18 protein-coding genes are annotated in these 24159 nt (G+C 64.8%); 16 read left to right on the top strand and 2 right to left on the bottom strand.

What is annotated here, in order from left to right:
• Nucleotides 1–442: 442 nt before the first annotated feature.
• From IB269_RS21405 to IB269_RS21350, 12 genes are all read left to right on the top strand, one after another.
• The gene (locus IB269_RS21405; protein ID WP_192368243.1) at nt 443–997 is read left to right on the top strand and encodes a fimbrial protein; all 555 of its coding nucleotides are present in this window, start codon (nt 443–445) and stop codon (nt 995–997) included.
• A gap of 152 nt (nt 998–1149) precedes the next feature.
• Complete coding sequence (locus tag IB269_RS21400; RefSeq protein WP_225614246.1) at nt 1150–1878, top strand: molecular chaperone; 729 nt, start codon at nt 1150–1152, stop codon at nt 1876–1878.
• A gap of 122 nt (nt 1879–2000) precedes the next feature.
• Nucleotides 2001–4892, top strand: a complete 2892-nt coding sequence (locus IB269_RS21395) for a fimbria/pilus outer membrane usher protein (RefSeq protein WP_192368241.1) — start codon at nt 2001–2003, stop codon at nt 4890–4892.
• Nucleotides 4893–5007: 115 nt separating this feature from the next.
• The gene (locus IB269_RS21390; protein ID WP_192368240.1) at nt 5008–5796 is read left to right on the top strand and encodes a hypothetical protein; all 789 of its coding nucleotides are present in this window, start codon (nt 5008–5010) and stop codon (nt 5794–5796) included.
• Between the two features lie 164 nt (nt 5797–5960).
• Entirely contained in the window at nt 5961–6968 is a 1008-nt protein-coding gene (locus IB269_RS21385) for a fimbrial protein (protein ID WP_192368239.1), read from the top strand.
• 182 nt (nt 6969–7150) lie between these two features.
• Nucleotides 7151–11188: a trifunctional transcriptional regulator/proline dehydrogenase/L-glutamate gamma-semialdehyde dehydrogenase gene (gene putA / locus IB269_RS21380; RefSeq protein WP_192368238.1), complete on the top strand. Its 4038-nt coding sequence runs from the start codon at nt 7151–7153 to the stop codon at nt 11186–11188.
• 79 nt (nt 11189–11267) lie between these two features.
• Nucleotides 11268–12770 (top strand): sodium/proline symporter PutP, encoded by a 1503-nt coding sequence (gene putP, locus IB269_RS21375; RefSeq protein WP_180318657.1) that lies wholly within the window; start codon nt 11268–11270, stop codon nt 12768–12770.
• A gap of 152 nt (nt 12771–12922) precedes the next feature.
• Nucleotides 12923–13267, top strand: a complete 345-nt coding sequence (locus IB269_RS21370; protein ID WP_013800422.1) for a type II toxin-antitoxin system RelE/ParE family toxin — start codon at nt 12923–12925, stop codon at nt 13265–13267.
• Entirely contained in the window at nt 13264–13596 is a 333-nt protein-coding gene (locus tag IB269_RS21365) for a helix-turn-helix domain-containing protein (protein WP_013800421.1), read from the top strand. The genes IB269_RS21370 and IB269_RS21365 overlap by 4 nt, the downstream gene beginning before the upstream one ends.
• Before the next feature lie 232 nt (nt 13597–13828).
• Nucleotides 13829–14815, top strand: a complete 987-nt coding sequence (locus IB269_RS21360) for a TRAP transporter substrate-binding protein (RefSeq protein WP_192368237.1) — start codon at nt 13829–13831, stop codon at nt 14813–14815.
• Between the two features lie 150 nt (nt 14816–14965).
• On the top strand, nt 14966–15481 hold the full coding sequence (locus tag IB269_RS21355; protein ID WP_013800419.1) for a TRAP transporter small permease: 516 nt from the start codon (nt 14966–14968) through the stop codon (nt 15479–15481).
• Nucleotides 15482–15500: 19 nt separating this feature from the next.
• Complete coding sequence (locus tag IB269_RS21350; protein WP_192368236.1) at nt 15501–16787, top strand: TRAP transporter large permease; 1287 nt, start codon at nt 15501–15503, stop codon at nt 16785–16787.
• A gap of 37 nt (nt 16788–16824) precedes the next feature.
• Here the strand turns inward: IB269_RS21350 and IB269_RS21345 are convergent, their stop codons facing one another.
• A complete protein-coding gene (locus tag IB269_RS21345) occupies nt 16825–17625 on the bottom strand; it encodes an IclR family transcriptional regulator (protein WP_012207743.1) in 801 nt (266 codons plus the stop codon).
• Between the two features lie 165 nt (nt 17626–17790).
• Here IB269_RS21345 and IB269_RS21340 point away from each other — a divergent pair, with 165 nt between their 5' ends.
• From IB269_RS21340 to IB269_RS21330, 3 genes are all read left to right on the top strand, one after another.
• Nucleotides 17791–19443, top strand: coding sequence for a GMC family oxidoreductase (locus IB269_RS21340; RefSeq protein WP_192368235.1), 1653 nt, complete (start codon nt 17791–17793; stop codon nt 19441–19443).
• Nucleotides 19444–19491: 48 nt separating this feature from the next.
• Nucleotides 19492–20820 (top strand): MFS transporter, encoded by a 1329-nt coding sequence (locus IB269_RS21335; protein WP_192368234.1) that lies wholly within the window; start codon nt 19492–19494, stop codon nt 20818–20820.
• A gap of 181 nt (nt 20821–21001) precedes the next feature.
• Nucleotides 21002–21862, top strand: a complete 861-nt coding sequence (locus IB269_RS21330; protein ID WP_192368233.1) for a hypothetical protein — start codon at nt 21002–21004, stop codon at nt 21860–21862.
• A 23-nt stretch (nt 21863–21885) separates the two neighbouring features.
• On the opposite strand, the gene IB269_RS21325 is transcribed toward IB269_RS21330, so the two are convergent.
• Complete coding sequence (locus tag IB269_RS21325; protein ID WP_192368232.1) at nt 21886–22851, bottom strand: LysR family transcriptional regulator; 966 nt, start codon at nt 22849–22851, stop codon at nt 21886–21888.
• Between the two features lie 129 nt (nt 22852–22980).
• Between IB269_RS21325 and IB269_RS21320 the strand changes: the two genes are divergently transcribed.
• Entirely contained in the window at nt 22981–24159 is a 1179-nt protein-coding gene (locus IB269_RS21320) for an MFS transporter (RefSeq protein ID WP_063328538.1), read from the top strand.

The following is a 24159-nucleotide window of genomic DNA, read 5'->3' as shown; positions in this document are numbered from 1 at the left end:
TTCGTAAGCAATTGAAGACAAGATAGGACTATTCCTAGGGAATCCCGAAAAATCCGCTCAAAAGATCAGGGAATTCCTAGAGAGAAAATCGCGAAATTCAGAATTATCCAATTTCATTTCAGCGAGCATGTGTTGACAATAGGCCGATCAGACAAATTGCCAAAAATCAGAATCTGATTCTTCGAAATTTTGTCATCAACGAGAACAATCCACCGTCAATTCATATTCCCAAAAGCCTCTTCAGCCACACCCAATTGACGCATAAAAAAATATATTACCTGCAACTTTCAGCAGCAGCAACTCTATAGCCATCGATATCTGGAATCATTCAAAAATATCCAATATCAAATCAAAAATGGAGGTGCGTCAAAGAAAAAGTTTCAAACAAGATCATTACTTCAATCCACCATATTCATCAAACTCAATTTCATCAGGCATAAATATGAAATTTTCTGCATTGAAATTTTCGGTTGCGGGCTTGTCCTTGCTTGCACTGAGTTCTGTCCATGCGCAATCCACTCAGAGTGGAATCGTCAGATTCACAGGAAATATTTCTCCTGTCACCTGCATCGTCAATCTGGGCAGCAGGGACCAGAAGATCGATTTCGGCGTCGTGCCTCCCAACGCCAACGGCTTCACGTCTGGCGGTGGTGCCGTCGGCAACGTTGCCCTTCCCTCCCATCAGAGAACGATCACCATCAGGCTGGATGGCTGCTCAACCCCAGGAGCGAACAATCAGCCCACCACTGCCACGGTCCGTTTTGATGGCCCCATCAGGAACGGCCGCATCAATACGAGCAATGCCACGGCCGACATCCAGTTACTGGAGAACAACTCGACAACGGCCATCTGGGATCTGAGCGGCCCGTCCGCGCCTGTCAACCTGCAATCAGGAACCAATACGCTCAACTACATCGCCAGGTACTACGTGGCTGCCGTGCCCCTTGCCTCAGGAGAGGCGAATGCTGAAGCGACTTTCACCATGAACTATCAATAGGCAGTCCACCGCCTCAGAGAAGCGCCGGCCACCTTCTGGTGGCTGGCGCATTCACCCCCAATGCCTGTGGCATTTCTCTCATATACAGAAATTCAGGATCTCCTATGCCGGTGAAAAATCGCCGATCCAGTCTGCTGTCACATTGTTTCTCCATGGCCGCATTGCTTATTTGCGTCCTCCCGGCCAATGCCAGCATAGTCCTCTATGGAACACGGGTCATATTTTCAGGCGACGAGACGGAAGCCACCCTCAAGATTTCCAATGAAGGGAAATTGCCATCGCTGGTGCAGTCATGGCTGGACACGGGCGATGGAGATATGGCGCCCGAGGGCATAGATGTGCCCTTTGTGATCGCGCCGTCGCTCACCCGCCTGGAAGCCTCGGACCAGCAGATGCTGCGCATCATCCATTCCGGCCGGACCCTACTCCAGGACAGAGAGTCATTGTTCTGGATCAACGTGCTGGACGTGCCGCCCAAGACCGAGAACGCGAAAGGCTCCCAGGGCAGCCTCGCACTGGCCTTTCGCACGCGCATCAAGCTGATATATCGCCCCAAGGGCCTGCCGGGCGAGCCCAGGGATGCGCCTGAACAGTTGCAGTGGTCCGCAAGCACCACCCAAGACGGACAGGCCGTACTTCATGCCCGCAATCCGACCGCGTATGTCGCCAATCTGGGTCATATCGCCATAGAGGCAGCCGACCAGAGTTTCAAGGTGACTGTAGGGCATGTGCTGCCAGGAGAAACAGCGACGTTCGCACTTCAGAAGCCCGCCGAGAACGAGCAACCGCCCAAGGAGCTTCCCGCTGGGGCAGTCGTGGTCTACACCAGCCTCAACGACTGGGGCGGGGCCGAGGGCCACAGGGTCGAACTTGGGCGCTGACGGTAGCCGAAGCCCTAACGCAGCACCGAAAGCCTCCATGCCGGTCACGCGTGACTGGCCGAGGTAGGCAGCACGGTGCAGCAGGTGCAAAAAAAAAGGCATGTCCATCGAGAGGGATTGCTATGAAGAAAAAAGCCGACAGGGTACGGAAGCCAGGCTGTTTCCCGTTCAAGGCCAAACCACTACATGCCTTGCTGCTGGCAGTACTGGCCTGTTGGCAAATGGATATGCGCGCCTCGCAAACAGAGCACACCACCGGCAGGATGCCGCCCGCACGCGCACAGCACATCGAATTCAACAGCAGCTTTCTGCGAGGAGGCGACGGGATCGATGTCTTGCGTTTTGCAGAGGGTAATTCTGTGGAACCGGGTCTCTACAACCCGGACCTTCTGGTCAACGGCAACTGGATGGCCCGCACCGAGGTGCGGTTCACTCAACGCAGTCGGGGTGCCAGTGCCCAGCCCTGCTTCAACATGTCCCTGCTGGAGCAAATGGACATTGACATGGCGAGCCTGCCGGCGAATGAGGATGTTGTGGATGGAGACCCGGCGTGCCTGCGCATTGAAAAGGTCGTCCCCGGCGCTTCCGCAAGCTTCAACGTAGGTTTGCAACGACTGGATGTGAGCATTCCCCAGATCCTGATGCGGCGCGTGGCAAGCGGCTACGTGAGTCCGGAGCAGTGGAACGCGGGCGTGACGACCGGCACGCTCGGCTATGACTTCAACACCTACCATGCGCGCGGCGGGCCAGCGGGCAGCAGCACCCAGGGCTACCTGGGCCTGAACAGCGGCTTCAACTATGCGCGCTGGCATTTCCGGCACAGTGGCTCGTTCAGTTGGAGCGATCAGGGACCGAGCCGTTATCAGAGCATCTCGGCCTATGCGCAGCGCGACATCGCCGACTGGTCATCGCAACTGATCCTGGGCGACACCTACACCGACGGGGAGATCATGGACTCGGTCTCCTTCCGCGGCCTGCGGCTGCGCACGGACGACCGCATGCTGCCCGAGTCGCAGCGCGGCTTCGCGCCCGTGGTGCGCGGCGTGGCCAATTCCAACGCCCGGGTGGTCATCCGCCAGAACGGCATCAAGCTGCAAGAGACCACGGTGGCACCGGGCGCCTTCGTGATCAATGACCTGTACCCCACCGGCTATGGCGGCGACCTGCAGGTGGACATCGAGGAGGCCGACGGCTCCGTGCGTTCCTTCTCGGTGCCCTATGCGGCCGTTCCTCGTTCGCTGCGCGAGGCCCAGCACCGCTACAGCCTCACGGCGGGCGCGGTGCGCGGCCTGCGTGACAGCGCGCCGTTCTTCTCGCAGGCAGGCTGGCAGTACGGCTTCTCGAACATGCTCACGGCCTATGGCGGCGCCACGGTCGCCAGGGGCTATTTCTCGCCCACGGTGGGCGCCGTGTTCAATACACCATGGGGTGCCTTTGGCCTGGACCTCACACACGCCAGCACCCGCATTCCCCATGACCGCAGCTACTCGGGGCAAAGCCTGAGAGTCACCTACGCCAAGACCTTCCCGGAGTCCGGCACGGGCATCACCCTCGCTGCCTACCGCTATTCCACCAACGGGTTCTTCGGCATCAACGAGGCCATGCGGGCGCGCGACCTGACCCGGCCCGCTGCCAGCGGCGCACCGCCCCCGCTGTCGCGCCCGCGCACGCGCGCCGCAATGACACTGAGCCAGCGCCTGGGCGAGCAAGGCGGCAACCTGAGCATTTCCGCCTCCATGGACAACTACTGGAACCGCGCGGGCCGCCGCGTGGACTACACGCTCAACTACAGCAGCTCGTGGCTGGGCGTTCCCTACAACCTGTCGGCCTCGCGCCAGCGCGATGCCTGGGGCCGCCCCAGCACGCAGCTGTACGCAGGGGTGACGATTCCGTTGGGGGCGGGAAAGCCCAGAGTCATGAGCCGTTTCACACATGACTCGCGCGGCGGCAACCAGTTGCAGGCCAGCACCTACGGGCAGGCCGGCAGCGATCTCTCCTATGGCCTGAATGCCGAATACGGCAGCAGCGGCAATCAGGGATCGCGCCTCAATGCAGGCGCCAATGCCCTCTACCGCCGCCCGTACACGCTGTTCAGCGGCAGCGTGAGCGCGGGCCGGGCCGGCCAGCAACTGTCACTGGGCGCGCGCGGCGCCTTGGTCGCCCACCCCGGAGGGGTCACGCTGTCGCAGCCCCTGGGCGAGACCTTCGCCATCGTGCAGGCCCCGCATGCCGAGGGCGCGCGCCTCACCAATGCGCCCGGCGTACGCATCGATGCACGGGGCTATGCCGTGGTGCCCTACATGACACCCTATGCCATGAACGAGGTGTCGCTGGACCCCAAGGGCATGTCCATGGATGTGGAACTGCAGGAAACCAACCGGCGCGTCGCACCGGTGGCCGGTGCCGCCGCCATGGTGGTGTTCAAGACGAGCTACAGCCGCTCAGCCGTGCTGCGCCTGACGCAGGCGGACACGTCGCCCGTGCCTTTCGGCGCCGTCGTCTCGGACGAGAGCGGCAAGGACCTGGGCATGGTCGGCCAAGCCGGCAAGCTCATGCTGCGCGGCCTGTCGGACCAGGGGCAGCTGCACGCCCAGTGGAAGGCCGGCGATGGCACGGCCCATTGCAGCATGGCCTATTCGCTGCCGGCGCGGGAGCGCTCCACCGGCTCCCGTGTGCCAGCCAGCATGGACCTGCACTGCGTGCCGTCCCATCTTGCCGCAGCGCCGTCCCATCAGGCCGCGCTGACACACAGAGCCGAGACCTCGCGCCCCATCGCCATCCGCCAGTCCAGCCTGCCCTTCCAGGCCGAGAAGCATCTTGGCGATTTGCGGCTGAGCCTGCGCATCAGTGTCTTGCGCACCACGGCCGATGCGAAGCAGTACACGGGCCAGGCGCAACCGCCCTTGGCGCCGGACGGCCAGGCAGACAACAGCCCTGGCCTGCGGATCGATCGCAGCCTGGTGGGTGAATTGCGGGACTCGCCAACACAAGCCCAGGCCTCGGTCGGCGTCTGAACCGACGCGGTACATGGCTGTGCCCACCTCCTTTCCGGCACGCGGTCCGCCGGTCACCTGCCCTGCGATATTGAAATCCAAGAACCGCCTTTTCATTCAGCAACGGAGCATTTTCATGACCATTACCCGTGCCATCGCATTGTCCTCAGTACTCTTCATCTTTTCCATAGGCCAGGCACATGCGCAAGCTTTTTGCTCTAACGATGGAGTCGGCAATTCCATCAACGATGGCAAAAATCACTATGTCCTCCTGCCCAGTAGAACGCTGGAGGTCCCACTGCCGTTTGATATTGAATCTCGTGCAATCGGCAGTGTAGTAGGCCGCGTCGCCTTTCTCCCTTATATCATCAACAAGAAAGATACTGGAATGAAAGGGGGTGCAATGTTCTGTGCAAAATACCAAACCTCTGGCTGGTATGGCGTGGGCACCTTTCACCAGAAGCACCGGGCTTATGAGAGCTCCATTCCCGGCATAGGACTGCGCATAGATTTCAGAAAAATGCCTATTCCGACCGACCCAAGCAATGCAATACAGAGCTACTTTCCCATCCAGGAACTGTCCGATGCTCCCATCTATATCTATCTGGTGAAGATTGGCCCGATCAAACAGGCAGGGCCCCTCAAAGGGGTTTTCCTTCAATACAAGGTCGACGACGTGGTCATCGCCCAATACCAGTTTGACCGTGAGGCCACCGCTCCGACCGGTCCGTTCTGCACCGCGAGCCTCAGCGCAGAGAACCCGGCCACGGCCGCCGTCGCCCCTTCTTCCGGTCGCCCCGCTGCTGAGGGCAGGCTGCCGGAAATGATCGCCAAAGCTCCATCCTGCCTTGCTGATGAACTGCCAGGCATCAAGCCGGTCATGGGAAGTTCCAGTGTCGCCCAGCTTTCGCTCAACCGCCACTGATCCCAAGCCTGCCTTTGCGAGGACCTTGGAGCAGGCGCTGCACTCCTCAGAGATGCCATGCGCCTGCACATGCCAGGGCTAACGGCACACGGCACACGGCACACGGCACAAGACGCCACGTTGTTCTTTCGAACTGCCGCCTTGATTCCAGATGGAGAACCAGAATGAATATATACAAGCTTTTCGCATTTTCCATGGGAATCATTTTTTCCACCATTTCCGCATCCCATGCAGCAATCTGCATGCCGGCTGACTCCAACCCGACCACTGATGGAAAGAACCATTACATTGCATCTTACCCCGTGAATCAGGTCCTGAATTTACCCATCAACATAAACTCCGAACCAAACGGCAAAGTGTTTGCAACAATTCCGATTAAACCAGTAGTCGACAACAAGACTCATTCATCAATAATTGCACAAGTGGTTTGCTCCGGCGCCAGCAGACCTTCATTTTCAGGAATCGGAGCACCTGATGTCAGAATCTACCCCAGCAATGTCTCCGGAATAGGATTGCGAATATCGATGAAGGGGATTGGAACAATTCCCAACGAACTGCCCATACTAACAAATTCGTATCCCATTCCCGAGGGAGAAAATTTCATCATTACAATAGAATTCATAAAAACAGGACCCATCAGTACTATTTTTGGAGATATCCAACTGGCAGGACCATACATGGAAATGAAAATTGCCGGAGCACTCGCCGCGCAATACGTGTTCTCCGGTATCACCCTGGTCCCCACCAATCCCACCTGCACGCTGGTGTCGGACAGCATCAGCGTACCGCTGGGCACGCATCCCGACACACGCTTCACGGGTTTGGGTGCGACCACGGACAAGGTGCCTTTCTCCATCCAGCTGAGCTGCTCCGGCGGCGACCCGAACACCCAGATCAAGCCTTTCGTGACGCTGTCGGGCACGACGGACACGCAAGTCCCCTCAGTGCTGGCGCTGACCGGCTCGCAGGTCAGCGGCGTTGGCGTGGAGGTGCTGAGAAATGGCGCGGTCCAGGGCTTTGGCGCAGCCAACGGCTGGCAGGCGGGCACGATTTCGCAGGGCACGGCAAATTTCCAGATCGACCTGGAGGCGCGCTACCGGCAGATCAGGAATACCGTGAGCGGCGGTGGCAGTGCCAATGCCTTGGCGACCTTCACCATCGACTACCAGTAGGCCGGTCGCAGCACGGCCGTAACACGGCGGTATCGGCTTGGGTCATGAGACAAAAGGGTTAACCCCAGTCCAAAAACGTCGCAACCTCTGCGACATTTCAACCAAGCAAGGTTGCACCATGTCTTCTTCATGGTGCATCTCCATTCGCATTTCCCACCTCTTCCATTCCTCACTGGCACACCATGTCCACCACCGTAGGCATCAAGGTTGATGACGCTCTGCGCGAGCGCATCCGCATCGCCGCCCAGCAGATAGGGCGCACACCGCACTGGCTGATCAAGCAGGCGGTTGTCCAGTACGTCGATGCACTGGAGCGCGGCGCGACCACCATCCGGCTGTCCAGCGCGGGCGACAGCCAGGGCGATGTGGCGCTGGAAGAAGCGCAACCCAGCAGCCCGCAAGAGGTGCAACCCTTTCTGGAATTCGCCCAGTCCATCCTGCCGCAGACGCCGTTGCGCGCTGCCATCACGGCCGCCTGGCACCGGCCCGAGCCCGAGTGCCTGCCGGTGCTGCTGCCGCTGGCACGCGCCCAGGATGCCCAGCAGGCCGACAAGGTGCGCGAGCTGGCGACCCGGCTGGTGCAGGGCCTGCGCGATGCGCCGGCCGGCAGCGGCGTGGCGGCGCTGGTGCAGGAGTTCTCGCTGTCCAGCCAGGAAGGCGTGGCGCTGATGTGCCTGGCCGAGGCGCTGCTGCGCATTCCCGACCGTGCCACGCGCGATGCGCTGATCCGCGACAAGATCAGCAAGGGCGACTGGCGCGCCCATGTGGGCCGCTCGCCCTCGCTGTTCGTGAACGCGGCGGCCTGGGGCTTGGTGCTGACGGGCAAGCTCACGTCCACGAGCAGCGAGAAGAACCTGTCGTCGGCGCTGACGCGCGTGATCGGCAAGGGTGGCGAGCCGCTGATCCGCCAGGGCGTGCACCGCGCCATGAAGCTGATGGGCGAGCAGTTCGTGACGGGCCAGGACATTGCCGAGGCGCTGGCCAACAGCCGCGCCTATGAAAAGCAGGGCTTTCGCTACAGCTACGACATGCTGGGCGAGGCGGCCGCCACCGATTCCGACGCACAGCGCTACCTGCAGGCCTACGAGCAGGCCATCCACGCGATTGGCGCGGCCTCCAACGGACGCGGCATCTTCGAGGGGCCGGGCATCTCCATCAAGCTGTCGGCCCTGCACCCGCGCTACAGCCGCGCGCAGTACGAGCGTGTGATGGCCGAACTGCTGCCGCGCGTGCTGCAGCTGGCCGAGCTGGCCAAGCAATACGACATCGGCATGAACATCGACGCCGAAGAGGCCGACCGGCTGGAGCTGTCGCTGGACCTGCTGGAGGCCTTGTGTGCCGCGCCCTCGCTCAAGGGCTGGAACGGCATAGGCTTTGTGGTCCAGGCCTACCAGAAGCGCTGCCCGCAGGTGCTGGACTACCTGGTGGACCTGGCCCGCCGCAGCCGCCGCCGCCTGATGGTGCGCCTGGTCAAGGGCGCCTACTGGGACAGCGAGATCAAGCGCGCCCAGGAAGGCGGCCAGGCCGGCTACCCCGTCTATACGCGCAAGGTCTATACCGATGTGAGCTACCTGGCCTGCGCGCGCAAGCTGCTGGATGCGCCCGATGCCATCTACCCCCAGTTCGCCACGCACAACGCGCAGACCCTGGCCAGCATCTACCACCTGGCCCAGGCCGTGGGCGGCAGCTACTACAGCGGCCAGTACGAGTTCCAGTGCCTGCACGGCATGGGCGAGCCGCTGTACGCACAGGTGACGGGCCCGGCCTCCGAAGGCAAGCTGGCCCGCCCCTGCCGCATCTATGCGCCCGTGGGCAGCCATGAGACGCTGCTGGCCTATCTGGTGCGCCGCCTGCTGGAGAACGGTGCCAATACCTCGTTCGTGAACCGCATCGGCGATGCCTCCGTGCCGGTCTCCGACCTGGTGGCCGACCCGGTGGACGAGGTGATGAAGATCGCGCGCAACGAAGGCCGGCTGGGCGCCCCCCACCCGCGCATTGCGCTGCCGGCCGATCTGTTCGCGCAGCAGGGAGACAAGCCAGGGCAGGCCCGCGCCAATTCCCAGGGCCTGAACCTGGCGCACGAGCAGCAACTGGCCTCGCTGGCCGCCGCGCTGCTGCACAGCACGCGCCAGACCTATCTGGCCGCCCCCGCGGATGCCGACCTGCCGGCCGACCCGGCGCGTACCGAAGGCTGGCAGCCCATGCGCAACCCGGCCGAGCTGTCCGACATCGTGGGCTGGGTGCGCGAGGCCACGGCGGCCGAGGCCGAAGCCGCCGCCGCGCGCGCCGCGCAGGCCGCGCCTATTTGGGCCGGCACACCGCCCGCCGCCCGTGCCGACGCGCTGGCCCGCGCCGCCGACCTGCTGGAGCAACGCAGCCAGCCGCTGATGGGCCTGATCATGCGGGAGGCGGGCAAGACCCTTTCCAACGCCGTGGCCGAAGTCCGCGAGGCCGTGGACTTCCTGCGCTACTACGGCGCCCAGGCGGCCGCGCATTTCGACAACGCCGCGCAGCGCCCTCTGGGCGTGGTGCTGGCCATCAGTCCCTGGAACTTCCCGCTGGCCATCTTCTGCGGACAGGTGGCTGCGGCCCTGGCCGCCGGCAACACGGTGCTGGCCAAGCCTGCCGAGCAGACACCGCTGACGGCCGCCGCCATGGTGGCCCTGCTGCACGAGGCTGGCGTGCCGCGCGACGCGCTGCAACTGGTGCCGGGCACGGGCGAGACCGTGGGCGCAGCCCTGGTGGCCCATGCCCAGGTGGCGGGCGTGATGTTCACGGGTTCCACCGAGGTGGCGCGCCTGATTGCACGCCAGCTGTCCCGCCGCCTGTCGCCTGCAGGCCGCACCATTCCACTGATTGCCGAGACTGGCGGCCAGAACGCCATGGTGGTGGACTCCTCGGCCCTGGCCGAGCAGGTGGTGGCCGATGTGCTGGCCTCGGCCTTCGATTCGGCCGGCCAGCGCTGCTCTGCCCTGCGCCTGCTGTGCCTGCAGGACGAGGTGGCCGACCGCACGCTGACCATGCTGCGCGATGCGCTGCAGGAGTGGAACCTGGGCAACCCCGACCGCCTGAGCACCGATGTGGGCCCCGTGATCGACGACGCGGCGCGCCGCCAGATCGAGCAGCACATAGAGCAGATGGCCGCAGCGGGCCAGAAGGTCACCCGCGTGGAACGCAAGGACGGCGTGCTCAATGGCCACTACGTGGCACCGGCCCTCATCGAGATCGACAGCACCACGCGCCTGCAGCGCGAGGTCTTCGGCCCCGTGCTGCATGTGATCCGCTTCAAGCGCGAGCAGCTGGACGCGCTGGTCGATGGCATCAACGCCACCGGCTACGGCCTGACCTTCGGCGTGCACAGCCGCATCGACGAGACCATTGCCCACCTCACCCAGCGCGTGCATGCGGGCAACATCTATGTGAACCGCAATGTGATCGGCGCCATGGTGGGCGTGCAGCCCTTCGGCGGCATGGGCCTGTCGGGCACCGGCCCCAAGGCCGGCGGCCCGCTGTACCTGCACCGACTGGCGCAGGGGCCGGCCAGCGCGGCGCTGTCCGTCTTTGCGCGGGCCGAGTCGTCCGCCCAGGCACCGCTGCAATTGCTGGGCCTGCTGCGCGAGACGCTGTCCAAGGCCCCGCCCCAGGACATGTCCGCCGATGAGCAGGTGCAGGCCCTGGCCGCCTGCGACGAGGCCCTGGCCGCCTCGCGCCTGGACGCCGCCATGCTGCTGCCCGGCCCCACGGGCGAATCCAACCGCTACCGCCTGCTGCCGCGCGGCCCCGTCTGGGCACTGCCGCGCACGCCGCTGGGCCTGGTGGCCCAGGTGGCAGCAGCCCTGGCCAGCGGCAACGCCTGCCATGCCGTTCTGCCCGACAACGGAGCAGGCGCCGACAGCGGCTGCGCCGCCACCTGGCAGGCGCTGCGCACCGCTGCGGGCGATGCCGGCGTGTCGTGGCTGCACAGCGCCAGCGCAGACTCGCTGGCTGATGCACAAGCGCCCATGGCGGCCTTGCTGTTCGAGGGCGACGGCGACGCCCTGCTGCAGGTCTGCGCCCAGGTCGCCGCGCGCGACGGTGCCCTGGTGCGCGTGGAAAGCCGCAACAGCGACGAGCTGCATGCGGGCCGCGGCTATGACTTGGCTGCGCTGTTCCACGAGCAATCCATCAGCACCAATACCGCCGCCGCAGGCGGCAATGCACAGCTCATGACCATGGCTTGAACCGCCGGGGCCGGCACAACCGGCCCCTGGCAAGCGCCCCGCACAACCCGAAAAAACACGACCAACGCAGGACACTTCAATGCAATTCAACTGGAACGACCCGACGGCGATCATGTTCGCCATCTACCTGGTCGCCATGCTCGGCATCGGCGCCATCGGCTACTTCAGCACCAAGAATCTTTCCGACTACATCCTGGGCGGCCGCAGCCTGGGCAGCTTCGTGACGGCGCTGTCGGCCGGCGCCTCGGACATGAGCGGCTGGCTGCTGATGGGCCTGCCCGGCGCCATCTACCTGTCCGGCCTGTCGGAAGCCTGGATCGCCATCGGCCTGATCCTGGGCGCCTACCTGAACTGGCGCCTGGTGGCGGCGCGGCTGCGCCTGTACACCGAGCGCGCCGGCAATGCGCTGACGCTGCCCGACTACCTGGCCAACCGCTTCGAGGACCACTCCAGCGTGCTGCGCATCGTGACGGCCGTGGTGATTCTGGTGTTCTTCACGCTGTACTGCGCCTCGGGCGTGGTGGCGGGAGCGCGCCTGTTCGAGAACATGTTCGGCATGCCCTACAGCACGGCCCTGTGGGTGGGCGCGCTGTGCACCATCGCCTATGTGTTCATCGGCGGCTTCCTGGCCGTGAGCTGGACGGACACCATCCAGGCCTCGATGATGATCACGGCGCTGATCCTGGCGCCCGTGATCGCCTGGCTGGCCGTGCAGGGCCATCTGCAGCCGGGCCAGGACCTGCACGCCATCGTGGCGGCAGAGAAGTTCGACCTGTTCCGTGGCGCCAGCTTCGTGGGCGTGGTCTCGCTGCTGGCCTGGGGCCTGGGCTACTTCGGCCAGCCGCACATCCTGGTGCGCTTCATGGCGGCCTCGTCGGTGCAGACCATTCCCTCGGCCCGCCGCATCAGCATGACCTGGATGATCCTGTGCCTGGCCGGCGCCGTGGCCGTGGGCTTCATCGGCATCCCGTACTTCGCGGCCAACCCCGGTGGCGCCGCCGCCGTGAACGCCAATGCCGAGACGGTGTTCATGGAGATCACCAAGCAGCTGTTCAACCCCTGGATCTCGGGCGCGCTGCTGGCGGCCATCCTGGCGGCCGTGATGAGCACGCTGTCGTGCCAGCTGCTGGTGTGCTCCAGCGCGCTGACCGAAGACATCTACCGCACCTTCCTGCGAAAGAACGCCAGCCAGATCGAACTGGTCTGGATCGGCCGCGCCATGGTGCTGCTGGTGGCCTTGATCGCCATCGCCATCGCCAGCAACCCCGACTCCAAGGTGCTGGGCATGGTCAGCTACGCCTGGGCCGGCTTCGGCGCCGCCTTCGGCCCGGTGATCATCCTGTCGCTGTTCTGGAGCCGCATGACGCGCGGCGGCGCGCTGGCCGGCATCATCACCGGCGCCGTGACCGTGCTGGTGTGGAAGCAGTTCGGCTGGCTGGGCCTGTACGAGATCATCCCCGGCTTCATCCTGGCCTGGCTGGCCACGGTGGTCGTCAGCCGCATGGGCCCTGCGCCCTCGCAAAGCATCCTGAAAGCGCATGCGGCGGTGGAGAGCGAGTTCGAGCGGATCGGGGCACGCTGAGCCGTGCGCACGAAGACGGCACCCCTGCCATGACGCAAAACGCCCGATGCCTGCGCCTCGGGCGTTTTTGCTTTGATGCACGCACTCGAAAGGCCATACAGCCGCTTTACGCCTTCGGCATGCCTGTATAAAATTTTATACAAGGATCTTCCATGGAGCAGGACAAAGACATCCGCTGGGTCGGATCCTCATACGACGATCTGCGGGACTTTCCCGCAGGCCCCAGGCGAGATGCGGGCTTTCAGTTGAGCAAGGTTCAGGCAGGCCAGGAACCGGAGGACTGGAAACCCTTCGACGACGTGGGCGCCGGGACACGGGAGATCCGCGTGAGGGACGCCAGCGGAGCGTTCCGGGTGATGTATGTGGCCAAGTTCGAGGAAGCGGTCTATGTATTGCACTGCTTCCAGAAGAAATCACAGGTGACAAGCCGGCACGACAAGGACATCGCATCGGCGCGCTACCGTGCCGTGGTCCACATGAGAAAGGCCAACAAATGAAGATCGATACAGAAATCCGCCATGTGACCAAGGCGAAGGCAAACCTCTTTCTGGAGCTGGGCTTTCCTGAAGACGAGGCATTGAAGCTGCAAGCTGCATCGCGCCAGCAGATCAACGACACCCATCTTCTCAAGGAGCAACTGATGGCGGAGCTGGCGCAATGGATTGCACAGCATCACCTGAAGCAGTCAGACGCGGCAGAGATCCTGATGGTGTCCCGCCCGCGCATCTCGGATGTGGTGAACAGAAAGACTGCAAAGTTCACCATTGACGCCCTGGTTGAAATGTTGAGCCGCGTGGGAAAGCCGGTGCGTCTGTCCATTGGTTGATATGCCGATCGCTGCCCACGACATCGCCAAATCAGATGCACCTCAACGCACATGACGAGCGCTTTGTACGTGGTCGCCACAAGGGGAGTGGTCACTACAATCCAGGGGCTCTTTTTTTCATCGCCGGGCCGCCCCAGGATGAAAAGCGGCCCCCTGCGGGGGACCGCAGACCTTGCCCTGCAAGGGGAGCGTGGGGGCCATTTTTCAACACACAACAAGTGAGACTGCCGCTATGCAAATGATCCGCCGCACCCTTCTTTCGACCTGCGTGGCCGCCATGGCGGCTGCTTCGGCTGGCGCCGCCCTGGCCCAGACCAAGGAGGTCAAGGTGGGCTACGCCCTGGCCGTGAATTCGCACTACGGCGCGGCCGCCCAGGCCTGGGCCGATGCGGTGGAAAAGGGCACGAACGGCGCCTACAAGTTCAAGCAGTTCCCCGCGTCCGCCCTGGGCGGCGAGCGCGAGCTGATTGAGGGCCTGCAGCTGGGCACGGTGGAGGCGGCCATCGTCTCCACGGGCGCCATCAGCAACTTCGTGCCCGATGTGGGCGTGGTGGACATTCCCTTCCTGTTCCGCGACACGCAGCATGCGCGCGCCGTGCTGGACGGCGCCTTCGGCCAGGAGCTGCTGGCCAAGTTCAGCAAGCGCGGCCTGGTCGCGCTTGCCTGGGGCGAGCAGGGCTTTCGCCACCTGTCCAACAACAAGCACGCCGTCAACGGCGTGGCCGATCTCAAGGGCCTGAAGATCCGCGTGACCGAGAACCCCGTGCACATCACGGCCTTCCGTACGCTGGGCGCATCGCCCACGCCCATGTCCTGGCCCGAGGTGATCGGCGCGCTGCAGCAGGGCACGATCGACGGCCAGGAGAACCCGATCTCGGTGCTGGCCTCGGCCAAGCTGTGGCAGGTGCAAAAGCACCTGACGCTGACGGCCCATGTGTACGCGCCCATGGCGCTGCTGGTGTCGCCCTCGTTCTGGGGCACGCTGAACGACAGCCAGAAGGCGGCCTTCACGCAGGGCGCCAAGTCGGGCGCCATCGCTTCGCGCGTGTTCGTGGACACGGTGGAGAAGAAGGGCGTGGAAGAGGCCAAGAGCCACGGCATGCAGGTGGTGGAGAAGGTGGACCAGGCCGCCTTCCGCACCGCGCTGGAGCCGGCCTACAAGGAATACGCGAAGAAGTTCGGCCAGAAGACGCTGGACACCATCGCCAACGCCAAGTAATCCCCTGACGCATTGCGGGCTGCGGCCCGCAATGCAGGGCGCCCCGCTGCGGGCAACACCTGTGGCCCCGCACGGCGCCCGCGCCGATGATCTGACATCCGGCGGCAGCCCGGCCCTTGCGCCACTCCCCTCCTGCCCTCGCCCACTCCTATGCTCAACCGAATCGAACGCGCCCTTGTGGCCTGCAACCGCTGGCTGCTGATCGTGCTGTTGCTGGCCATGGCCTGCATCGTGTTTGCCAATGTGGTGCTGCGCTACACCACGGGCGACTCCATTGTCTGGGCCGAGGAAGTGGCCCGGCACATGATGATCTGGGTCACCTTCCTGGGCGCGGGCCTGGTGCTGCGCTTCGGCGGCCATGTGGCCATCGACAACCTGCACCGCTCGGTGGGCACGCGCAAGGCGCAATGGCTGCGCCGCCTCGTGGTGCTGGGCGTGGGCCTGTTCTGCGCGGTGATGGCGGTGGCCTCGTCGCAGTACGTCTGGGCCACGCGCTTCCAGACCACGGCGGCCACGGACATTCCGATCTCCTTCGTCTACGCGGCCATGCCCGTGGGCTTCGTGCTGATGCTGGTGCATCTGCTGTTCATTGCGCGCGGCTATATCGCAGACGGCTCCTTCGCCGAATCCGACGAGATGGATGCCGACGCCGCAGCATCGATCTGATCCACCAGGCAGACACATCATGGGTATCACGCTTTTCATCGCCATCATCGTCCTGCTCACGCTGGGCTTTCCGGTGGCCTTCGCGCTGGCGATCTCCGCCGCGCTGGCCGTCTTCGTGGGCGGCCGCTATCCGCAGCTCATCGTGTTCAAGGAGATGTTCACGGGCATAGACAGCTTTCCGCTGATGGCCGTGCCCTTCTTCATCCTGGCGGCCGAGCTGATGTCGGGCGGCGCGCTCACGCATGTGCTGCTGCGCTTTGCCGCGCAGTTCGTGGGCCATCTGCGCGGCGGCCTGGGCTATGCCAATGTGCTGTCGCTGACGCTGTTCTCGGGCATTTCGGGCTCGGCCCTGGCCGATGCGGCCGGCCCCGGCTCGATGATGGTCAAGATGATGGACAAGGCCGGCTACGCGCGCTCCTACGCGGCGGCGCTGACGGCCAGCACGGCCATCGTGGGGCCCATCATTCCGCCGTCGGTGAGCATGATCATCTACGCGCTGCAGGATGAGAACGTGTCGGTGGGCGGGCTGTTCATGGCCGGCTTCATTCCCGGCATCCTGATCGCGCTGGCCATGGCCGCCGTGAACTGGTGGGTGTGCAGGAAGCGCGACTACCGCTCCACCGAGCCGCGCCCTGACGGCCGCACGATGTGGATCAACAGCGTCAAGGCGATTCCCGCGCTGATGCTGATCGTGCTCATCGTGGTGGGCATCCGCTTCGGCATCTTCACGCCCACCGAGGCGTCGGTGGTGGCCGTGTTCTACGCCCTGGTCTGCGGCAAGTGGGTGTACCGCACGCTGCAGTGGTCGGCGCTGCCGGGCATTGCGGCGCGCTCGGCCATGCTGACGGCCTCGGTGCTGCTGGTGATGGCGACTTCGGCCGCCTTTGCCTGGGTGCTGACGGTGGAGGGCATTCCGCAGTACCTGTCCGAGCTGATCGTGAGCTGGGAGCTGTCGCCCACCCTGTTCCTGATCGCGGTGAACATCCTGCTGCTGGTGTTCGGCATCTTCATGGAGCCGCTGCCCGGCGTGATGATCCTGGTGCCCATCCTGGCGCCCATTGCGTTCAGCCTGGGCATCGATCCCACGCACTTCGCCATGGTGGTGATCGTGAACCTGACGCTGGGCATGATCACGCCGCCTGTGGGCGGGCTGCTGTTCGTGACCTCGGTGGCCACGCGCGTGTCCATCACCGATCTCACGCGCGAGATGCCGCTGTTCCTGCTGGCCCACTTCGTTGTGCTGTGCCTGCTGACCTTCATCCCCGCGCTGTCCACCTGGTTGCCGCATACGCTGGGCTTCCAGTGACGACAAGGGCCTCTTGAAGAGGCCCTTTTTTTCGGATTCAGAACAGAAGGCCGGCCATGCGCTGGGCCGTTTCCTTCAGGTGCGGCAGGCCCTCCAGCGCCTGCGCCAGCGGCATGCGCGCCTCGGGCGCATGCACGGCCAGCGTGGCGCGGCACTGGCCCTTGGCATCGCGCACGGGCACGGCCACGGCGATCATGCCGCGCATGAATTCCTCGCGATCGCAGGAGTGGCCTTCGCGCACGATGCGCGCGCACTCCTGCGCCAGCGCCTCGGGCGTGGTCAGCGTGTTGGCCGTGCAGGCGGTGAGTTCCACGCTGTCCAGAATGGCGGCGCGCCGGGCCGCAGGCATATGGGCCAGGAACAGCTTGCCGCTTGCCGTGGCGTGGATGGGCACCATCGATCCGGCCTCCAGCTGGATGCGCAGCGGCCAGTGGGTCTCGACACGGTCCAGGTAGCGCACGCGCGTGCCGTCCAGCACGGTGAGGTTGCAGGTCTCGCCCAGCCGCGCCACCAGCTGGGACAGCAGCTCATGGCGCAGGGCCTGGCGCGGGTCGGCTTGCAGGGCGCGCACGGCCAGGCTCAGCAGCTTGGGGCCCGGGGAGAAGCTGCGGTCACCCTCATGGCGCAGCAGCCATTGCCGCGCCTCCAGGTGGGAGCACAGGCGCGAGGCCGTGGCCTTGGGCAGGTTGAGCGCAGCTGCGATGTCCATGAGGCCCGGCGGGGCCTCGGCCTGGGTCACGAAATCGAGCACGGCCAGGGAGCGATCGGAGACCGAGTTCGCTTCGTCCTGCCGTGCAGGGGTGGGGTCCGGGGCAGCGCTGGCAAGGGATGGCGGCATGGGGCGGTGTCGTGTCGTGTGGAAGGCCGGAAACGCTTTCGATCATGCCTGATCGCCAGGAGGCGGCAAGGGTTTGCGCGGGGTTGCAGTCCACGGCGGCAACGAATAAGTTTCACTCAAAGGAACAGATAGTTCCTTAAAAAGAAACTCAAAAGGAGCCACCGCATGCCGGACCCCATCGACAGCTATGACTACGTGATCGTGGGAGCAGGCTCTGCCGGCTGCGTGCTGGCCGCGCGCCTGTCCGAGGACCCGGCCACGCGGGTGCTGCTGCTGGAGGCCGGCCCGCCGGACCGCTCGCCCTGGATCCACCTGCCCATCGGCTACGGCAAGACCATGTGGAGCCCCGTCTACAACTGGAAGTTCGAGACCGACCCGGACCCCAACATGAACGGCCGGCGCATCTACTGGCCGCGCGGCCGCACGCTGGGCGGCAGCAGCTCCATCAACGGCCTGATCTACGTGCGCGGCCAGCGCGAGGACTACGACCACTGGGCGGCGCTGGGCAATGCGGGCTGGTCGTATGAGGAGGTGCTGCCCTACTTTGTGAAGTCCGAAGGCAATGCGCGCGGCGCCTTCCCGGGCCATGGCGCGGACGGGCCGCTCAAGGTCTCGGACATCGGCGCACAGCATCCGCTGATCGAGGCCTTCATTGCCGGTGCAGGCCAGGTCGGCGTGCCCCGCACCGAGGACTTCAACGGCCGCGACCAGGAGGGCGCAGGCTACTACCAGCTCACCACCCACAAGGGCCTGCGCTGCAGCACGGCCAAGGCCTATCTGGGCGAGGCTCGGCGCCGCCCCAATCTGCGCATAGAGACCGATGCCATGGCCACGCAGCTGGTGCTGCGCGGCCGGCGCGCCACCGGCATCCGCTACCGGCAAGGCGGGCAGGAGCGCCAGGCCCAGGCGCGGGCCGAGGTGATTCTGTCGGCAGGCGCCATCCAGTCGCCGCAGCTGCTGCAACTGTCGGGCATAGGCCCGGCCGCGCTGTCGCAGTCCCTGGGGATTCCCGTGGTGCACGATCTGCCGGGCGTGGGCGAGAACCTGCAGGACCATCTTCAGATCCGCCTGGGCTACGAATGCAGCCAGCCCATCACCACCAATGACCAGCTCAATTCCTGGGTGGGCAGGACAAAGCTGGGGCTGGAATGGCTGCTGTTCCGCTCGGGCGCGCTGGCCGTGGGCATCAACCAGGGCGGCTGCTTCATGCGTGCGCTCAGGGACGAGCAGGGCCGGCCCGTGGCCGCCACGCCCGACATCCAGTTCCACGTCTCCACGCTGTCGGCCGACATGGCAGGGGGGCAGGTCCATCCGTACTCGGGCTTCACCATGTCGGTCTGCCAGCTGCGGCCCGAGTCACGCGGGCAGTTGCGCATCCGCTCGCGCGATGCCTTCGAGCCGCCCTCCATCCAGCCCAACTACCTGGCCACCGACCTGGACCGCCGCACCAACGTGGCGGCCGTGCGCGCGGCACGCGCCATTGCCGACACGCCGGCCATGCGCCCCTTCGTGAAGCGCGAGGTCAAGCCCGGCCCCGATGCGCACAGCGATGCGGAGCTGCTGGAGTTCTGCCGCAACCACGGCGCCACCATCTTCCACCCCAGCGGCACCTGCCGCATGGGCAGCGACGCCCTGGCCGTGGTCGATGCGCGCCTGCGCGTGCACGGCATGGCCGGTCTGCGCGTGGTCGATTGCTCGGTCATGCCCACCCTGGTCTCGGGCAACACCAACGCGCCCGTGGTGATGATGGCCGAGAAGGCCGCCGACATGGTTCGCGAAGACAGGCACGGAGAGACAGGGCAGCTCAAGGTCGCATGACTGCCCGTTCCTGCATCCCGGCAATGCGACAGACAACCAGGAGACAGCATGACGACGGCAACCGATCCCAGGGTCATCCGCAAGGTGGTGACCTCCGCGCTCATCGGCGCAACCATCGAGTGGTATGACTTCTTCCTGTACGGCGTGGTCGCCGGCATCGTGTTCAGCAAGCTGTACTTTCCCAGCGATGATCCGCTGATCTCCACGCTGCTGGCCTACACCACCTTTGCCGTGGGCTTCGTCACGCGGCCGCTGGGCGGGGTGATCTTCGGGCACTTCGGCGACCGCGTGGGGCGCAAGAGCATCCTGGTGGTCACGCTGATGATCATGGGCGTGTCCACCTTCCTGATCGGCCTGCTGCCCACGCATGCGCAGATCGGCGTGGCCGCCCCCATCCTACTGCTGCTGTTGCGCGTGGCCCAGGGCATAGGCCTGGGCGGCGAATGGGGCGGTGCCGTGCTCATGGCCTACGAATACGCGCCCAAGGAAAAGCGGGGCTTCTACGCCTCCCTGCCCCAGGTGGGCCTGGCCATCGGCCTGTTCATGGCCTCGGGCGTGGTGGCCCTGCTGTCCTGGCTGTGTACGGAAGAGCAATTCATGGCCTGGGGCTGGCGCGTCGCGTTCCTGATCTCGGGACTCATGGTGGCCGTGGGCATGTACATCCGCCTGCATGTGAAGGAGACGCCCGAATTCGCAGCCGTCAAGGCACGCAATGCCGAGACCGCGATTCCCTTCATGGACATGATGCGGCGCTACCCCGGCAATGTGCTCAAGGGCATGGGCGCACGCTATATCGACGGCGTTTTCTTCAACGTCTTCGGCGTGTTCTCGATCAGCTACCTGACCTCCACCCTGCAGATCAGCCGCACCGACGCATTGATCGGCGTGATGGTCGCCGCCGTGGTGATGTGCTTCACGATTCCGCTGTTCGGCCGCCTGTCCGACCGCCTGGGCCGCAGCCGCGTGTATCTGTGGGGATCGCTGATCACCGCGGTCTCTGCCTTCCCGGCCTTCTGGCTCATGGCCCACAGCGGCGGCAATGTGCTGCTGATATGGATCGCCATCGTCGTGCCCTTCGGCATTCTCTACGCGGCGGTCTACGGTCCCGAAGCCGCCCTCTTCTGCGACCTGTTCGACGCCAAGGTGCGCTACACCGGCATTTCCTTCGTCTACCAGTTCTCGGGCATTTTCGCGTCCGGCATCACGCCCATCATTGCGACGGCGCTGGTCAAGACGGCCGGTGGCAGCCCGTGGCTGGTGTGCCTGTATGTGATGTTTGCGGGAGCGGTCTCGGCCTGGTGTGCCTGGGCGATTGGGAGGGATGGACAGGGTGCCCGCGCCTTTCGGCCCGTGGGCAATGCCAGGGCAGGCCTGTGAATGGATGGAATCCGGGCGCTTTCAAGAAAGTTGAATACGCACGCCGGAAAACACATTTCCGGCGTACGAACCCATTTCAGGGATTCCAGCAAAAAACCACTCAAAACCATCGTACTGTTTCTCTTTGTAAAGACGATGGCTAGAATGCCCATGCATTTTCTTATTCAGACAGAGAGGGACCATGTTCAAGAAAGCATTGGCAGCAGCCATCTTGCTGGGCTGCGGCCTGGCGCACGCATTCATGCCCAGCAATGGCACCTGGGTCGTGACTTCCGAACTCAACGGCAAGCCGGGTCGCGGACTCGCCCTTGATGCGCAGAACGGCACCCTGGTCATGCAGATGTATGCCTACGAGCCCAGCGGGCAGCCGAGCTTCTACATGACGTCGGGCGCCTTGACCAACAACCGTTTTTCAGCGCCGCTGATGCGCTACAAGGGCGGCCGCTATCTGGGCAGCGGCCCGCTGTCGGGCTCCGAAGACCGCAATATGGGCCAGGTCAGCATGCGCTTCACCAGCGGCGTTTCGGGATTCATCACGCTGCCCGGCGAGCCTGAAGTGGCGATTTCACGTTTCAACTTCGGTTATCCCGCCGTGGCATCCAGCCTGCGGGGCATCTGGGCGCTGACTTCGTTCGGTGGCGAAGGCGTTTTCTCCGACGTCGTGAATATGCAGCTGCAAACGCCTGCCACCGCAAACGGCAATGGCCTGATGGAAACGACGGACCGGCTGTTTGGCTGCGAACACCAGGTCCGGGGCAATCTGGCGGGCGGCGTGCTGTGCGTGAAGATCACCAGCTCCGGCCAGTTGCTGCGTTCCTACTACTTCGTCTACAGCGTGAACGAGGGCGAAGGCAATTCCCGCACCAATGGAACCCGGCCTGAACAGGTGCTGGTGGTCAAGCGCCTGCTCGACCCACAGGGTGTGGGCACCGGCATCGTCTACGCGGCCGATGCGCCCGTGGACCCGACGCCCACCGTGCTGCACGACATCATCGAGAACCTGTCCTTCAACGCCGCCCCTCTGCCCGCCGAGCAGGAGTGACGCCCCCCGCTGCCAGCTCCCCATCAGGGCAGTGCCGGCAGCTGCTCCGCATGCCGCAGGTCCACATGCTGCTGCAGGAAGTCGAGCACGGCGCGCGTGCGCGGGGGCAGGCGGTCGGGCTTGCCCAGGTAGACGGCGTGGATGGGCTCCAGGTCGCCCGTGTTGAATTCCTCCAGCACGGGCACCAGCCGGCCGGCGAGCACGTCGGCCCAGGCGTGGTAAAGCGACAGGCGGGCCAGGCCCGTGCCGTGCAGCGCCAGCTCGCGCATCACATCGCCATCGTTGACGCGCACCACTTCCCCGATATCGACGGCTACGCGCTGGCCGTCCACCAGAAATGGCCAGTGCGGTATGGCGCGCTGGTAGCTCCAGCCCAAGCGCACATGGTGGCCCAGTTCGTCTGGATGCAGGGGCCTGCCCATGCGGGCCAGGTACTCCGGTGAGGCCAGGATGACCTGCCGCGTGTGGCCCAGCAGCCGCGCGACCATGTCCGAGGGCGGAAGCTGACCCCAGCGCACGGCGATGTCCGTGCCGGCCTCGACCAGGTCCACGATCTGGTCCGTAAAGCTCAGTTCCAGGCTCAGCCCGGGATGGCGCTGCAGCAATTGCGGCACCAGGGGCACGAGCAGCATTTTTCCGGTCGATGAGCTGGTGTTGATGCGCACCAGGCCGCGTGGTTCGCTGCGCACGGCCACGCAGGCCTCCAGTTCCTCCAGGTCGGCCAGCACACGCTTGCCGCGCTCGAACAGCTGGCAGCCTTCGGGCGTGAGGTGCAGGCGCCGCGTGCTGCGCTGGAGCAGTTGCACGCCCAGGCGCGCCTCCAGCCGCGACATGCTCTTGCTGACGGCCGAGGGCGAGATGCCCAGGTGGCGTGCAGCGGCCGAGAGGCTGCCGCGCTCAGCCACCAGTATCAGCATTTCCAGCTCGGCAAAGCGGTTGGCATCGGCGTTGCCTGTATCGGTGGCCGTGGGTGGGGCAAGTGCGGGCATGGCGTCTCCTGAAAAGAGGTCATCTATTCCACACAGGAACAGATCCGTTTCCATTATTCCATCTACACAAAGGTATGTTGCGGTGCGACATTACTGGACATCACACCAAGGATCACAAGGAATCCGTCCATGCCTCTTTCCCTACTCGCCCTGGCGGCCGGTGCCTTTGGCATCGGCACCACGGAATTCATCATCATGGGCCTGCTGACACAGGTCAGCCAGGATCTTCACATCAGCATTCCCACGGCGGGCTCGCTGATTTCGGGCTACGCCATCGGCGTGGCCGTGGGCGCGCCCGTGCTCACGCTGCTGACGCGCCAATGGCCGCGCAAGCGCCTGCTGCTGGCGCTGATGCTGATCTTCATTGCCGGCAACCTGGCCGCCGCGTTCGCACCCAGCTATGAATGGCTGATGTCGGCGCGCGTGCTGACCTCGCTGACCCACGGCACCTTCTTCGGCGTGGGCGCCGTGGTGGCCACGGGACTGGTGCCGGTGGACAAGAAGGCGTCGGCGATCGCGCTGATGTTCTCGGGCCTGACACTGGCGACCCTGCTGGGCGTGCCTGCCGGCGCCTGGATCGGCCAGATGTTCGGCTGGCGCAGCGCTTTCCTGGCCGTGGCCGCGATCGGCGTGCTGGCCTTTGCCATCCTGGCCGCCTTCGTGCCGCGCGACCAGGGCCGCCCCGAGGTCACGCCGCTGGCGCAGGAGCTTGCCGTGCTGGCCAACGGCCAGGTCTGGCTGGGCCTGGGCATCACGGCCTTCGGCTTTGCGGGCGTGTTTGCGCTCTACACCTATGTGGAGCCGCTGCTGACCCAGGTGACCCGCATGGGCGACAGCCTGGTTGCACTGACCCTGCTGCTGTTCGGCGCGGGCCTGGCCGCAGGCAATCTGCTGGGCGGCAAGCTGGCAGACCGGGGCGTGATGCGCGCCCTGGTGTGGAGCATTGCGGCGCTGATGGTGGTGCTGGCGGCAGGCCGCTGGGCCTTCGGGAACCAGGCCGTGGCCATGGCCTATGTGATCGTGCTGGGCGTCGTGGCCTTCGCCACGGTGGCCCCCATGCAGATGCGCGTGCTGGACCAGGCCGGCCCCCAGGGCGCCAACCTGGTCTCCAGCCTGAACATTGCGGCCTTCAACCTGGGCAATGCCCTGGGTGCCTGGGTTGGCGGCCTGGCCCTGGCCGGTGGCCTGGGCCTGGTCAACCTGGGCTGGGCCGCCGCCGCGCTGACGGCCGTGGGCCTGGTGCTGGTCTTCTGGAGCAGCCGCCTGTCCGCAGGCTCCGCACGCAGCGCAGGCGTGGCCTGCGCCTGA

It is taken from the genome of Delftia sp. DLF01, from assembly GCF_014852125.1.
GTDB classification, from domain to species: domain Bacteria; phylum Pseudomonadota; class Gammaproteobacteria; order Burkholderiales; family Burkholderiaceae_C; genus Comamonas; species Comamonas acidovorans.
Note: the sequence above shows the minus strand (reverse complement) of the source record. Positions and strands in the feature narration are given on the sequence as shown.